Here is a 14186-nt window from a genome sequence, read left to right as displayed (position 1 = left end):
AAGAGCCGCATCGGTAGAACTTTACCGATACGGCTCTTTTCATGCTTTTATTTCTTATTTTTACAAACTCCGTTGGCATCAAACCTATATGTCTTCTTGCCTATTTTTAATCTTTTTCCTACAGCTCTTACGCCATCTGACTTCACATAATACCATTTTTTCTTATAATGAATCCAGGACTTTGTCTGCATTTTTCCCTTTACGAGATAATACCACTTTCCGTTGCTTTTCAGCCAACCGTTTTTAGCAGAACCATCTGAACGAAGGTAATACCAGTTTTTTCCAAGCTTAATCCAACCGGTCTCCATATAACCCTTTTTATTGAAATAATAACGTTTTCCTTCAATGGTAACCCATTTTTTCTTAGGATAAGTACCATTGCCATAGCGATACCACCAGCCAACATTATCCTTGACCCAGCGATTTGGCAATAGGACACCTTTTTCATTCAAAAATACGGTTTCTTTATTGATCACCTGTTTTCCGGTCAGGGCCGCGCCATTATCTCCAAAATAACAGGTTTTGCCGCCCAACGTCCGCTTTCCGGTAACCATATAACCATTTCCGCTGAAATAATACCATTTCCCCTTAATCTTCTTCCAGCGCTTTACCATGGAACCGTCCTTATTCAGATAACATTTCCTGCCCTTATAGGTGATCCATCCGGTCGCATTCTTTCCATCCCATTTTTTAAAATACCAGGTGCTGCCTTTCAAAGTCCAGCTACCGGCAGGAATTGCAATTATAACACCTTTTTCATCCAGGGATACTTTTTTCCCTCCTATGGTCTGCACTCCGGTCATAGCTTCTCCGGAGGGCTGAAAATAATGAATTTTACCGGATATCTTCTGTTTGCCTGTAAGCATGATTCCTCCGGCATTAAAGTAATATACCTTTCCGTCTATGGTCTGCCATCCGGTAGCTCTGCTTCCATCCTGCTTCACATAATATGTATTGCTGCCATCCTTTTTCCATCCGGTATCTACAGCCGGCGGCGGATTCGTTCCGGAAGAACCGGAATCTTTCTTTTTCAGCCCATAATATGCTGCAATTGCCTTGGCATCTGCAACACCAATCTTCTTGATCTTCGAATTGCTGCCGTAAAATTTTACACAGTCATTGGGATTATTGACAAACCCATGCTCAACGATCATTCCCGGAAATCCGGCAAGGACACATCTTCTTACGATTCCATAATAATCAGCCAGAGCCCCGTTTGGATACTGATCCCCTGTCTCCGATAATCGGTACTGTATTCCCTGATTCTTAAACCCTGCCGCATTCAGCTTATCCAGAATCGTATATGCGATATCGTGGGAAGCCTGTGTGATATCGCCCCGGTACTGACCTTTTGATAAAAATACCAAAGCCCCGGATACGCTGTACTGTTCATTACTGTTAGTGGAATTAATATGCTGGCTGATAAATACGGTCGCACCAACAGACGCTCCAAAATCCACTCGCTGATATAATTCCATATACTTGTCGGTAGAACGGGTCAGATATACCTTTACCCCTTCATACTTTTCCAGTTCTTTTTTCGTGTACTTGGAAATCTTTAGCGTAATATCTTTCTCAATATAAGCTTTTCCATTCCAGGTTCTGCACGCTCCTGATTCTGAGCCTCCATGTCCCGGATCCAGAACTACTGTAATTTGCCCATCTGAACCGGCTCTCGGTGCCGAATAACCGCTTCGCAACTTCGGCGCTTGTGCACCCGCCAGTGCCTGCGCCTGGTTCAGTGCATTTGTAATTCCTGCAGAATCATCTGCCAGAACTCTTTTTACGGTACTCTCTTCTGCTTTTTGATCCGCATCAGACTGAACGCTTTTCGCCCTGCTTTTGAAAGATTCGCCATGGCTTCCTTCCACTTTTGAAACAGCAGTGTCACCGCTGGCACGATATGCTTTTAAATCAATATTCCGGTTAACACCTCCGCACACCAGCTCTATCCTGCTAAGGCTGGTATCCGCAAGCCCGCCTCCTTTAACAAGAAACGCAGCATAATTGCCGGATATCTCTGTAACATTCATTTCTCTTTCCGTTCCCGAACCATCCCGGTAATATAACCTGGCTCCGGTCAAAGCTCCATTTCCATCCGCAATCTCCGCCACGATCAACTGTCCCGCTTCACTTGCCATAGACTGCGGCTCCACGTACATCATTTTCAGAATATCTGTGGCTGGCTTTTGCTCCGCTGCGCCGGCAATTTCTGCCGGGATCATGCTAAAGAGCATGACAAATGTTAAAAGCCATGCAACAACTCGTACTCTCCTCTTCATATGCATCTTTTCCCCTGTCTTACCTTTTGTGTGTTAGCTAGTAACTATTACCATTATAATTTTGGAAATCATTATTGTCAAGAAATCATTACAAATTTATAAACTAATTATTACAGTTTATTTGTTAATTTTGCCATTATCCTGTTTGATTTCTTTTATAAAACTCACCACAACCAAAATCATAATAATCCCCAGAGGAAAAGCGGCAATAATGGAAATCGTCTGGAGCATGGATAACGTACTATCAGAAAACAAAAGTGCTATTGGTAGCAGCAGAAATACCAGTGCCCAGAATGCCCGGAGCTTCTTACGGGGTTCTTCTCTTGTTTCCATATTCTTTTCCGAGTACCCTGCCACAACCAGGGTAATTGCATCAAATGTACTTGCATAAAATGCAATCATCGCCAAAATCAGAATCAGCAGCACAACTTCGGTTATCGGAAATTGCCCAAAAACCTGCATAATTACTTCTGATGGAGATTTTCCGGAAGCAAGCTGTCCAGCCAGATCCAGTTTACCGCTAGTCTGCAAATGCAGCCCGAATCCTCCGAACACAATGAAGGATGTATAGGTTCCAAGCAGTCCGCATGAAATCCCGCCAAAGATCGTCTGGCGCAGAGTCCTCCCTTCTGAAATCCTGGCAATAAAAAATGGAGTAGCCACAAACCAGGCGATCCAGTAAGCCCAATAGAATATCGTCCAGTCCTGCGGAAAACCGGAGCCGCCGCTTCCAGACAGACGAAGGGGATCCATCCACGTTGCCATACGGAAGAAATCATTCATAACCGTTCCAATAGCTGTCACTCCGGTTTCTATAATATAGATTTTCGGACCAAAAACTAAGAATACACCAATTAACAGAACAAATATTACCACACAGATTCCCGCCAGATGGGAAATCGCTTTCATCCCTTTCATAACAGCCACAATGAAAACCAGGCCGATGACTGCCAGAATTACTATAGATAAAAATGGCGTGGGCTCAATCCCAAGTATTTTCCCCACCGCCTGGGCGATCAGCGGAGTGGCCAGGGAAAATGTAGTTGCTGTTCCCGCCAGCAGACCTACGATGGAAAAAATATCAATTAACTTTCCTGCCTTTTTATCCACATGATCTTTTAAGACCGGTCTGCATGCTTCTGAGAGGGTTTGTCTTTTTCTCTTTTTCACAAACATCATATAGGCATAGGCACAGGCAGGCAAAAGATAAAATGCCCAGGGTATCGGACCCCAGTGAAACAACGGATAAGCAGAAGCATAATCCTGGTGCTGGGCAAGCGTCATCGCTTCTTTTGCAAATGGTTTTGCACTGTAGTAATAACACCATTCAATTAACGACCAGTAAACAATATCGGCAGCCATGGTAGAAGTAAAGATCATTGCACCCCAGCTAAAATTATTGTATCTGGGTTTTTCCAGATTTCCAAACCGGATATTTCCATGTCTGGAGAATGCCAGTCCGACTGCAGTAAATAAAATGCCCAGACCCAATATAATATAGAAGAAACCCAGTTTATTTACAAACACTTCCCGGAGCATACCGGTAATACTCCCGGCAGTTTCCGGAAACAGCATCAATACCACGGAAATAACAGCAATAATCCCTAATGGCAATAAGGTAATCGTCCAATCAATGGTGGGATCAAATCTTTTCTTTTTCATATTCTGCCTCATATTCTTTCTTCATGCTTAAAGCTCTTAGGAATCTTCCTTCCCCATATGCTCCAAAATCTTCACCTTTCGTTTCTTTCGCAATTGTCCAGGCACTCCAAAGGACATCCTGGCAAATTTGAAACATCAAAAGCTTCTGTTTCTCCAGCCGCCCGGGTTCTTTCTCCAGATAATACTGTAAATACAATTCTTCTTCCTCTTTGGAAAATTCACATTCCAGCAAATGTGCCGCCACATCCCACAAGGGATCATTATATCCAGCATACTCCCAGTCAATCAGGTACATCCTGCCTTTCTCATCAGACACAAAATTTTCTGCTACCAGGTCATTATGACAAGGCCTGCGATCTGCCTTGATCTGATTCAGATCAGATTTCAGATGATAAAAAAATGATTCCAGCTCTTCAAATCCTTTATAAAATCTCCCGCCGTTTTTTAAAATCTCACGTTTATATTTATCATACTCCTCCCAGACATTGAAATCCCCCTGCAGTTTTACTTCAGAATTATGAAGCTTTTTCAAAATAGCCGTGGTTTTTCTCATATAAGCTTCCAGCCTGGCACTACCGGGATTTAACGTTCTGGCACCGCTTATGTATTCGGTGACTTTAACCCCTTTTACCGGGTCGAAATACAGAATGGGTGGATTTAATCCAAGTCCGGAAGCTATCCGGCTGTTATACTGTTCGGCACTTCGATCAATAAATACTTCTGTACAGGCACCCGGTATCCGTAAAATATAATCCCTCCCTTTTACCCTTACAAAGAAATTCTGGTTGGTCATCCCTCCGCCTATGCTGACCTGTTCTATTTCCTCTTCCTTTAAATGCATACATTCCTGCAGTGTTTCTCTAGCCTTATTTTCTTTTCTTAAAACTGCTCTTTTCTTCATTTTAGGAAATAAAATACTGGATGCTTTCTGATACAGCGTCTCATTTTCTATCACACTCCAGATCAGATCATCCACCAGGATTCCGGCTATACGATAAATCCGTCCTATACTTTCAATTGCATATTCATAATTCAAATATGGATTTTCATTCTTTCCATAATACTGCACCATTTTTTCAAACAGTTCCCCTGATATCTTACTGACACCAATCAGTTCAGCATCAATACGGTTCAATTGCTTAATATCCTTGGAAATACGGAAAATGCTCCCATTTTCATCCAGTTCCACATATGCCTCGTCCATGGAATCACTGGGGCCTGCAAGCAGCATACAGTTTTGCTCTTCTGATTTTAGAATCTTTTCAATTGCAATTTCTTCCAGGATCTGATTACTTTCTACCAAAAGAAAATCTTCCGTCAGATATGCTTCAGCCGCAAACAGGGAAGCCATCGTTCCGCTCCATTTATATCTATTGTTTTCCACCAGAATAATTCCCCGGTGGTCAAAATAAGTCTCATACTGTTCTTTCCGATCCCCTACCACAACGACAATTTTCTCTATTCCCTGATTATGTAATGCCTGTATCATATGTTCAATCAGCGGCATTCCGCCAATCTCTAAAAGTCCTTCCGGTTTATCAAAGGCAGGATTATGCCCTGCCGCCAGAATTACTGCAAGCTTCACACCGTTTGCATTTCCCGAAAAATCTATTTTCTCTGTCTGTTGGATACGAATTTTTTCTTCCAGATGCTTTTTACCGGTATCCGAAACCCGATAGATCTTACCCGTCTTTTCCAATAGACCTTTGTCCGCCATTTCCTTCAGGAGATAATTCACCTGACCCAAAGAAATCCCCATAGAATCCGCCAGCTTTCTCTGACTCTGCATCCCCTGCTGATTTATAATATATAACATGCGATCGTATTTATTCAATGCCTTTTCACCTCCGTTCAAAATTTGAACATATTTATTGTACAAAATTTGAACACTGATGTCAAGTTGATTTGAGTTTCTACTGGGAGAAATTGGGGTTTTGCTGAGTATGGGACGCTTTGTGTCAGGAGATAATGCCCGGAAAGATGGGAGTGGGAAACTTGTATGGACTCCGTCAGCTGGCCGCAGAACTGGTATTTTCTAACCTTTCCGAAGCGCTTTTTGGCGGCACGCGGGCATTCACCGGGAAATCCTGATGCATTTCCCGGTGAATGCCCGCTTAGTATCCGATGGGAGCCAGTCGGATACTATCCGCCAAAAAACACTTCGGAAAGGTAAGTAAATACTCAGTTCTGCGGTAAGCCTTCCAAACGCCTGCCATGGCCCGCCCCCTTCTCTTTCCGCGCACTACATCTATCTACAAAGCGTCTCCCTTCTCAGCAAAACCCAAATATTTTTCTGGACTTTCTCTCCTAATTCTTCTACAATAGTCACATCAAATATCACACAGGAGATTTCATAATGAAAATCAAAGTCGAAAACGCCATTATTCTGGCTGCCGGATTTGCTTCACGTTTCGTACCTCTTTCACTGGAGTACCCCAAAGGACTTACCGTCGTAAAAGGAGAAGTTCTCATTGAACGGCAGATACAGCAATTGAAAGAAGCCGGCATTAACGAAATCATTGTCGTTACCGGATACCTTAAAGAACAGTATAATTATCTGAAAGAAAAGTATGGGGTAATCCTGATTGAAAATACAGAGTATTCTGCCCGTAATAACCATTCTTCTATCTATGCAGCCAGAAAATATTTAAAAAACAGCTATATCTGCTCTTCCGATAATTATTTTCCTGAGAATCCATTTCACTGTCAGGAAGTCCATGCCTTTTACGCGGCAGTGTATGCGGACGGACCTACAGATGAATGGTGTATTGCAGCAGATCCCAACGGATTAATTACTCAGGTAAATATCGGCGGATCAGATGCCTGGTATATGCTTGGACATGTATTTTGGGATGCCCGTTTTTCTTCGCGATTCCGATCAATTCTGGAAAAGGAATACCAGGATCCTTCTATTCAGAATTTTATGTGGGAACATTTATATATAAGGCATATTTCCGAACTGGATCTATATATAAAAAAATATCCCCGGGATTCCATTATGGAATTTGATTCTTTAGAGGAATTACGCAGCTTTGACGACTCTTATTTAACCAATAGTAAATCGGCAATATTAGAAGATATATCATGTCAATTGTCTTGTCAGGAGTCTGAAATTCGTAACATACAACCCTTTCATGATGGTTTTGGAGTTTTAGGATTTACATTTACATGCAGAAAATGCACATATTGTTATTGCAACGGATGTCTTACCGGAAACTGACGTTCTATTTAATAAGTTTTTCTTAATTTTTCCGGTATAGGGGGATTTCTCATTGAAAATATAAAGTTAATATATTACACTAGTGGGGAGAACGTTTATGCACAATTAGAAAAGGAGCTTTATTTATGAAAATGAAAAAAGTATTAGCGGCTCTTTGTCTTTCTGCATGTCTGACTTTAGGCTTGTCCTCCGTAGCCTTTGCAGCTGAATCACCCGATGGTTCTGCTCCAAAGACTGTTCAGACAACCAACGTCAACACGGCATCAGAGACAGAGTCTAACACAGAACCTGTTACGGAAGAAACTGCCACTCAGCTTACTAATGAACGTGATTCGGAAACAGAAACACCGGAAAATACAGAAAGTACAGAAGCTGAGACGACATCCGAACCTGTTACAGATGCTACCGAACCTGTTACGGAACCTGCTACACCACCTGCAACAGAAGCTCCCATTCAGCCATCCACAACTGCTCCTAAGCAAGCGGACGAAACCGAAGCTGTTATAGAAGAAAACGGCTGGCATACCGTAGATGGCAAAACATATTACATTCAGGATGGAGAGCGCCTGAAAGGGATAATAAAGGAAATCGATAACAATAAATATTATTTTGATGCGAACGGTATTCGTGTATCAGGTCAGGTTACCATCGAAGGCAAACAGTACTATTTTGATGCGGATGGCATCATGAGATTTGGCTTTCAGACGATCAACGGAAAAAAATACTTCTACAATGCAGACGGTTCCATGCTGATAGGAAGCAATGCACCACAGAAGATCAATAACACTCTGTATTTCGTTTTGTCCACCGGAGAAATCAAGCTTAAAAGCTGGAACACTTATGCAAACAAAAAATACTACTCCAATCCGGACGGTGTATTAGTAACTGGTTTGCAGACAGTAGACGGCAAAAAGTATTACTTTAATGGCGATGGTTCTTTAATTATCGGTAAGAACAGTGCTATGAAAATCAACAATGCATACTATTTTGTGATGACGAACGGGGAAATCAAAACAAACGGCTGGAATACAGCAGCGGATAAGAAAAAATATTATTCCAATCCGGATGGAACACTAGTTACAAAAACAGTCAAAAAAATTGGTTCAAAGTACTATGCATTTAATGTTTCCATGTATAAAAACTGCCTGAAAACAATAGGTGGCAAAAGATACCTCATTTCTTCCAGTGGTGTTGTTCGTACAGACAGAATCACTACATACAAAGGTAAAAAATATTACTCAGACAAATATGGACGTATTAAAACCGGAGTTTTTAAATACAAAGGCAAAAGATATTTTGCAAACAGTAAAGGTCAGATCCGAATCGGACGTTTTACAGATTCCGGAAAATCCTATTATTCAAATAAAAAAGGACAGTTGTATACTGGCTGGGTAAAATACAAAAACAATTATTATTACTACAACAAATCCACCGGCGTTATGCAAAATGGGTGGCTTAAAAGGGGTAAGAGTACTTACTACCTGAATTCCAAGGGTGTACGCCAGACAGGCTGGGAAAAGATTAAAAAGAAATGGTATTATTTCGCTTCTAACGGTAAAATGCTTACCGGCAGAAGAGTCCTTGGCGGATCTACTTATTACTTAGATTCTAAGACAGGCGCCATGAAAACAGGATGGCAGAAAATCAGCGGCAAGTATTATTATTTTAACAAGAGCAGCGGTGCCATGAAAAAGGGCTGGATGAATCTTGGATCCAAGACCTACTACCTGGAAACAGATACGGGAGCAAGACGTACCGGCTGGCTGACCTATGATGCTAAGAAGTATTACTTCAACAGTAAAGGCGTTATGTTAAAAGGCAGACAAACCGTTGATGGAAAAGTATACAACTTTGGTTCCAGCGGCGGAATTGATTTATTATCCACCGGAACACTTACCGTGAAAGTAAACCGTGCAGCAAACACCATTACCGTGTATGCAGACGGTGAACCAATCAAAGCAATGCTTTGTTCTACCGGTATACAGGTTGGATGGACTCCACTAGGTAACTTTACAATGCTGGATAAACTGCGTTGGCATGAATTAGACGGACCCAGCTGGGGACAGTATTGTTCTCACCTGACCCCGGAGATCCTGTTCCATTCTGCACCGGTAACCAGATACAGAGATCCGAACTCCTTACCGGCAGCTACTTATAATCAGCTTGGAAAACCTGCATCCCACGGATGTATCCGGCTGACTGTAGCAGATGCAAAATGGCTCTATGATCATTGTCCAATTGGTACAAAAGTAACCATCTATGATGATGCAAGTAACCCGGGACCACTGGGAAAACCTGCATTACAGTATATGGATGCCAATGCAACACATGATCCGACTGATCCGTTATTTCACTAGAGCGTATTTAAAAGTTGAATTGCGCAAGGATGTACTGGATGTATACAAGAAAAGCTGCAGGATTAAACATCTCCTGCAGCTTTTCTTTTTTGCCTGAATAAATTACTGATATAAAAAGGGGCTGTCGGTTAATACTGATTTTTAAAGCCCCTACACCAAAACAAGCATATCCCGCAGATTTCCTTGCTTTTCAGCAAAGGACGTTCTGCGGGATATGCTTGTTTTTCTTTACTTCTCCTATTTTAGGGCGCAAAATCCCCTTTTACATATTTGCAGCTCCGCTCTGTCAGCTAAGCTGTCTTTTGATCAGATTTTCCTGCGTATTTCTCGATTTCATGGTAAAGAAACCGATGATATTTATTTATATTCCGGCCAATTGCATACAGCATGAATTCTTTATACACTTTTTCTGAATTGCGGTAATTGAACCGACGGAAGTTTTCGTTTTCCTTGATGTCCCCGAAGTGCCCTTCGGTCTGGATGGAACGGATCTGGCGCTTCAGGATCCCCTTCTCGCTCTGGATGTTGGCATTGGATGCTTCTTTCAGTTCCTCCCACTGCTCATTGATCTTCATGACTTTATTTCGGTCACTGTTTTTTTCCGCATTGTACTTATACAGACAACGGGATTTATGTTCACAGCCCCTGCAATCTGCACATCCATAGACTTCCCATGTCTGGCTATACCCGTCCTGCTCCTTACTTTCTGTCCGGATATGACGAAGCTCTCTTCCGTCATGACAGATATAGTAGCGCTCATCTTCAAAGATATGGGTTGTCATGTTGTAATATTTGCTGATATCTTCTTTATAGGCACGGGTTTTCCGTTTTTCGTGATCCTGGAGTTTGATATAACTGGCAATCCCATTGTGTTTCAGATACAAGAGGTTTTTCTCGCTGCAGTATCCACTGTCTGCGGTCACTTCATCCAATACTTTACCAAAGGCTTTCTGATGCTTCTCCAAAACCGGGATCAGGGTGTTATAATCTGTACGGTCATTGCTCACGTATCCGTGAACGATGAAATAGTTCTCCACCGCGATCTGAACGTTGTAAGCTGGTTTTAACTGACCGTTGAGCATGTGGTCTTCCTTCATCCGCATAAACGTTGCTTCCAGATCCGTTTTGGAATAACTGTTGCGGTCTTTCCCCATGATTTTAAAGCATTCTTTATATCCCATCAGGCGGTTTCCGCATTCCTCCAGTTCCTCATACAGTTTTTGAAGCTCGGACTTCGTTTTTCCCTTACTGTGGACGAATGATATCCCCTCACCTTCTGTAATCTGCATCAGATTCTTCTGAAGCTTCAAAATCTCAAGAGGGGAGCAGTTATCTATTTCGATGATTGTATTGTTTGAGAGCTTCTTATGCTTTGTCAGTTTTCGTTTCCGGTTTTCATCAATCACACGTCTGACTTTTTCCATGCCTTCGATGATGAACATCTTTGCATCCCCAAGGTCATATTTCGCTGCATACTCATTTTCATGCAGAAGTGTATTGTACTTTTCATAAAGTGCATCTATCTTATCCAAGAGACCTGCAAGATGGTAATTGATGCTCCCTCTCCAGACAAAAGTATAGCGGTTTGCATTGGCTTCCAGCTTCGTACCATCAATAAAGAGTTCTTTGAGCGTGATCAGGCCCTCTTTTTTCAATCGGCGCATGAATTGGTAATTCAGCTCATCCAGAAGATTACCCGTCAGTTTTTTATTCTTGAATTCATAGAAAGCATCCCGCTTCGGTTTCTGCCCTTTGGTCAGCCAGATAAAAGCAAGGTCCCTTTCGCATAATTCAACAATACGGTCAACAGAACGCACTCCGCGCATGTTTGCGTAGGTAACGACAGCATACATCATGATTGGATTGTACCCGGTTCTTCCCTTATCTGAACAACAGGCAAGCAGGCCTGAAAAATCTAATTCCTCCATCACTTTTTTTAGGGTATAGACTGGATCGTCATCGGGTAAATGCAATTCGAAGAAACTGAAGTTAATTTTCTGTTGCCCTAAATCAAAAAATTCGTTATAATAATCTTGTTTAAGCATAGTTCTATTATAACATGGAACGGAGGAAAAGATGGTTGTCGTTAGCCATCTTTTTTTCTTTTTTAGGATATAGTTCAAGGGGAGGATGTGACCGATGATGGCCAAATCCTCCCCTGTTTTAGGCTATCTATTTCCCGACAGCCCCTTTCCTTATTCTCCCAGTCCGCTCTCTATGGCATTTACAAGTGTTTCCAATGCTTCATTCTCATCTTCACCTTCGCAAACCAGTTCAATTTCATCGCCGCATTTGACACAGGCACCCAACACACTTAATACACTTTTTGCATTTGCCGTACTGCTGTCTTTTGTAAATGTGATTAAGGACTTAAATTGCATCGCTTCTTTACAAAGTACCCCTGCCGGCCTTAAATGAAGGCCCGTCGCATTCTTCACTGTTACCTTTTGACTAACCATAATTATTCCTCCACCGTACTTTTTTCTGTAATTGCAGTTTCTTCTTTTTTCTCCAGATTCACAACAATTATTACATCAGATGCCAAAACATATCCTTCTGGCAGTTCCACTTTTAATGTTACTTTATAAGTTCCAGCTGTTTTATAATCGCTTAAATCCAGTGTCGCCTTAATATCTTCTGCATCAAACTCATTTAGCTCACCTGTTGTAGTTGTGATTATGATTGGAATCTTATCCGATGGCGTCAGTGTTATCTTTAAATCTGTCGGAATATTTTTCGTATTTAGCCTGTTCACCGGTAAATACACCGTTTTTGTTCCTGCTTTTTCAATCCCGACCGTTACAGTAACGGTATCCGTTGCTGTCTCCACCAATTTCAAATCATGCTGTTCCGCCAACATATCCTGAAGCTCAATCTTCTTTGTAACATCAGAAGTTGCCCCTTCTACTGAAACATCCTCATTCAATTGCAAATGACCGTTCAATTCCTTTAAAGCGCTTTCTGTTCCTGCAAGGCTGATTGTTTCCGGTGTTATCGTAGTATCTGTCTTCTTATAACCAACTGCCGGCATACCCACTACATTCACATCCAGCTTGATATCGGGCTGTACCCTCCACAGATCTGCAAAGACCTCCACAGATCCTAATTCTGTGATTGGAACACCACTGGATGTCTTACATTCCATACTCTTCATTTTCGTCTCAGCAAACTCTTCATCATTTTTATCGATGATTTTGAGTGTACCTTTCAGGCTTTTACTTTCATTCAGTCCGTTAACATCCACTGCAACTACGACACGGCTGATAATATTAATCAAAGACTGTGGTCCTGCTACAATAATCGAATCCCCCTGCTTTACGGTTGCATTTCCGATAACATAACCTGTTTTGGGGTTTCCCGTAGTCACAGCTTTTACCGCAAATGATTTTTCTACCTTGGGCTCAATTCTGACCTTTAGGGAAGACGGCTCTACCTTTATATTTTCTTTTTTAATGGATGAGTTCTTACAGGTTATTACATACGGTACGGTCCCCAGGTCATTAAGATTCTCAAGATCAGCCGTTACTCTGAAATCAGAGTTGTCCAGTTCCTTTATCACTGAATTTCTTCCTGTAACATACACGGTAACCGTATCTGTATTATTCAGAACCTCATAGACCTTACCCAGCTTTTCCATACTCTCCTGATTTTCCATTTCTACCTGTATATTGGTAAATGGCTTCGTTTTTTCCGGATCATTATCCTGAACCACGATCATCCAGATAAAAAATGCCAGTACAATGGAAATCAGTTTTAGACCAAAGTTATTCACCAAGCTTTTCTTCATTTTTACCCTTTCCTTTCCAAAGTCTGAACTTTTTCGTGTCTACGGATTTATCCTGAAGAATCACTAATTGCTGTCTCAATACTGCTGCGTCAACATCCCGCATTAGTTTGCCCTTGCTGGCAAGTGAAACGCTTCCCGTCTCTTCTGAAACAATAATTGTCAATGAATCAGTCTCCTCACTGATTCCAACACCGGCTCTGTGTCTGGTTCCAAGTTCTTTGCTGAGCGCCAGGTTATCCGATAAAGGCAGGTAACAGGTAGCGGAAATAATCCGATTCCCCCTTACAATCACTGCCCCATCGTGAAGCGGCGTATTATGCTCAAATATATTAATCAGTAACTGGCTGGTTAATATGGAATCAATAGCGATCCCGGTTCTTTCATACTCAGCCAGCGTAACATTATTTTCAATGACAATTAATGCACCCGTCTTAACCTTTGCCATCTCAACTGTTGCTTTCACCAATTCATTTACCGTTTTATCACTAAAACGTTCTCTGATATCTCTGGCTGTATCAAATGGCGTTAATGTTGTAAATATCTTTTTCTCTCCCAATTCTTCCAATGCCCTGCGAAGCTCCGGCTGAAAAATTACCATTACTGCCATAAATGCAAAACCAATTCCTTTATTAATCAAAAATGTTATGGTATCCAGTTCGAAAATATTGGCTATTAAAACAAACAGCCCCAGGAGCAGGATCCCCTTTAACAAAGTCCATGCCCTTGTATCCTTTATCCATACCAGAAGTCGGTAAACGATAAATGTCAGGATAATTATTTCGATCACATCTCTGTAGTTAATATTGGAGATAGGCTCCGTCAGCTTATAAAGATTTACCATAAAAAATCTCTTTATAACCTCCACTGCTCTCACGCCC

The 14186-nt window shown here is 41.7% G+C and carries 10 protein-coding genes; 3 read left to right on the top strand and 7 right to left on the bottom strand.

What is annotated here, in order from left to right; all coding sequences use genetic code 11:
- Nucleotides 1-47: 47 nt before the first annotated feature.
- The 3 genes from CD03_RS36635 to CD03_RS0129950 all read right to left on the bottom strand — a co-directional run bounded on the left by CD03_RS36635 (nucleotide 48) and on the right by CD03_RS0129950 (nucleotide 5778).
- A complete protein-coding gene (locus CD03_RS36635; RefSeq protein WP_197041708.1) occupies nucleotides 48-2282 on the bottom strand; it encodes an N-acetylmuramoyl-L-alanine amidase in 2235 nt (744 codons plus the stop codon).
- A 117-nt stretch (nucleotides 2283-2399) separates the two neighbouring features.
- The gene (locus tag CD03_RS0129955; RefSeq protein ID WP_027296765.1) at nucleotides 2400-3944 is read right to left on the bottom strand and encodes a BCCT family transporter; all 1545 of its coding nucleotides are present in this window, start codon (nucleotides 3942-3944) and stop codon (nucleotides 2400-2402) included.
- Nucleotides 3925-5778, bottom strand: coding sequence for a phosphotransferase (locus tag CD03_RS0129950; RefSeq protein ID WP_156043063.1), 1854 nt, complete (start codon nucleotides 5776-5778; stop codon nucleotides 3925-3927). The genes CD03_RS0129955 and CD03_RS0129950 overlap by 20 nt, the downstream gene beginning before the upstream one ends.
- A gap of 134 nt (nucleotides 5779-5912) precedes the next feature.
- Between CD03_RS0129950 and CD03_RS39095 the strand changes: the two genes are divergently transcribed.
- From CD03_RS39095 to CD03_RS0129935, 3 genes are all read left to right on the top strand, one after another.
- Nucleotides 5913-6035 (top strand): hypothetical protein, encoded by a 123-nt coding sequence (locus CD03_RS39095; RefSeq protein ID WP_255348123.1) that lies wholly within the window; start codon nucleotides 5913-5915, stop codon nucleotides 6033-6035.
- Between the two features lie 265 nt (nucleotides 6036-6300).
- Entirely contained in the window at nucleotides 6301-7164 is an 864-nt protein-coding gene (locus tag CD03_RS0129940; protein WP_044289763.1) for an NTP transferase domain-containing protein, read from the top strand.
- 125 nt (nucleotides 7165-7289) lie between these two features.
- Nucleotides 7290-9521: a L,D-transpeptidase family protein gene (locus CD03_RS0129935; RefSeq protein WP_027296762.1), complete on the top strand. Its 2232-nt coding sequence runs from the start codon at nucleotides 7290-7292 to the stop codon at nucleotides 9519-9521.
- A 290-nt stretch (nucleotides 9522-9811) separates the two neighbouring features.
- Here the strand turns inward: CD03_RS0129935 and CD03_RS0129930 are convergent, their stop codons facing one another.
- From CD03_RS0129930 to cdaA, 4 genes are all read right to left on the bottom strand, one after another.
- Entirely contained in the window at nucleotides 9812-11566 is a 1755-nt protein-coding gene (locus CD03_RS0129930) for an IS1182 family transposase (RefSeq protein ID WP_027296761.1), read from the bottom strand.
- Between the two features lie 150 nt (nucleotides 11567-11716).
- Entirely contained in the window at nucleotides 11717-11980 is a 264-nt protein-coding gene (locus tag CD03_RS0129925) for an HPr family phosphocarrier protein (RefSeq protein WP_027296760.1), read from the bottom strand.
- 2 nt (nucleotides 11981-11982) lie between these two features.
- On the bottom strand, nucleotides 11983-13308 hold the full coding sequence (locus CD03_RS0129920; protein WP_027296759.1) for a CdaR family protein: 1326 nt from the start codon (nucleotides 13306-13308) through the stop codon (nucleotides 11983-11985).
- Nucleotides 13286-14149, bottom strand: a complete 864-nt coding sequence (cdaA, locus tag CD03_RS0129915) for a diadenylate cyclase CdaA (RefSeq protein WP_044289762.1) — start codon at nucleotides 14147-14149, stop codon at nucleotides 13286-13288. Before cdaA ends, CD03_RS0129920 begins: the two co-directional genes overlap by 23 nt.
- Nucleotides 14150-14186: the final 37 nt, after the last annotated feature.

It is taken from the genome of Robinsoniella sp. KNHs210 (genome assembly GCF_000686105.1).
GTDB lineage: Bacteria > Bacillota > Clostridia > Lachnospirales > Lachnospiraceae > Robinsoniella > Robinsoniella peoriensis.
This window is presented reverse-complemented; position numbering and strand designations above follow the sequence as displayed.

Coding starts and splice junctions, on each gene's coding strand:
- CD03_RS36635 (WP_197041708.1), bottom strand. CDS start 2,282: ATGAAGAGGAGAGTACGAGTTGTTGCATGGCTTTTAACATTTGTCATG.
- CD03_RS0129955 (WP_027296765.1), bottom strand. CDS start 3,944: ATGAAAAAGAAAAGATTTGATCCCACCATTGATTGGACGATTACCTTA.
- CD03_RS39095 (WP_255348123.1), top strand. CDS start 5,913: ATGCCCGGAAAGATGGGAGTGGGAAACTTGTATGGACTCCGTCAGCTG.
- CD03_RS0129940 (WP_044289763.1), top strand. CDS start 6,301: ATGAAAATCAAAGTCGAAAACGCCATTATTCTGGCTGCCGGATTTGCT.
- CD03_RS0129935 (WP_027296762.1), top strand. CDS start 7,290: ATGAAAATGAAAAAAGTATTAGCGGCTCTTTGTCTTTCTGCATGTCTG.
- CD03_RS0129930 (WP_027296761.1), bottom strand. CDS start 11,566: ATGCTTAAACAAGATTATTATAACGAATTTTTTGATTTAGGGCAACAG.
- CD03_RS0129925 (WP_027296760.1), bottom strand. CDS start 11,980: ATGGTTAGTCAAAAGGTAACAGTGAAGAATGCGACGGGCCTTCATTTA.
- CD03_RS0129920 (WP_027296759.1), bottom strand. CDS start 13,308: ATGAAGAAAAGCTTGGTGAATAACTTTGGTCTAAAACTGATTTCCATT.
- cdaA (WP_044289762.1), bottom strand. CDS start 14,149: ATGGTAAATCTTTATAAGCTGACGGAGCCTATCTCCAATATTAACTAC.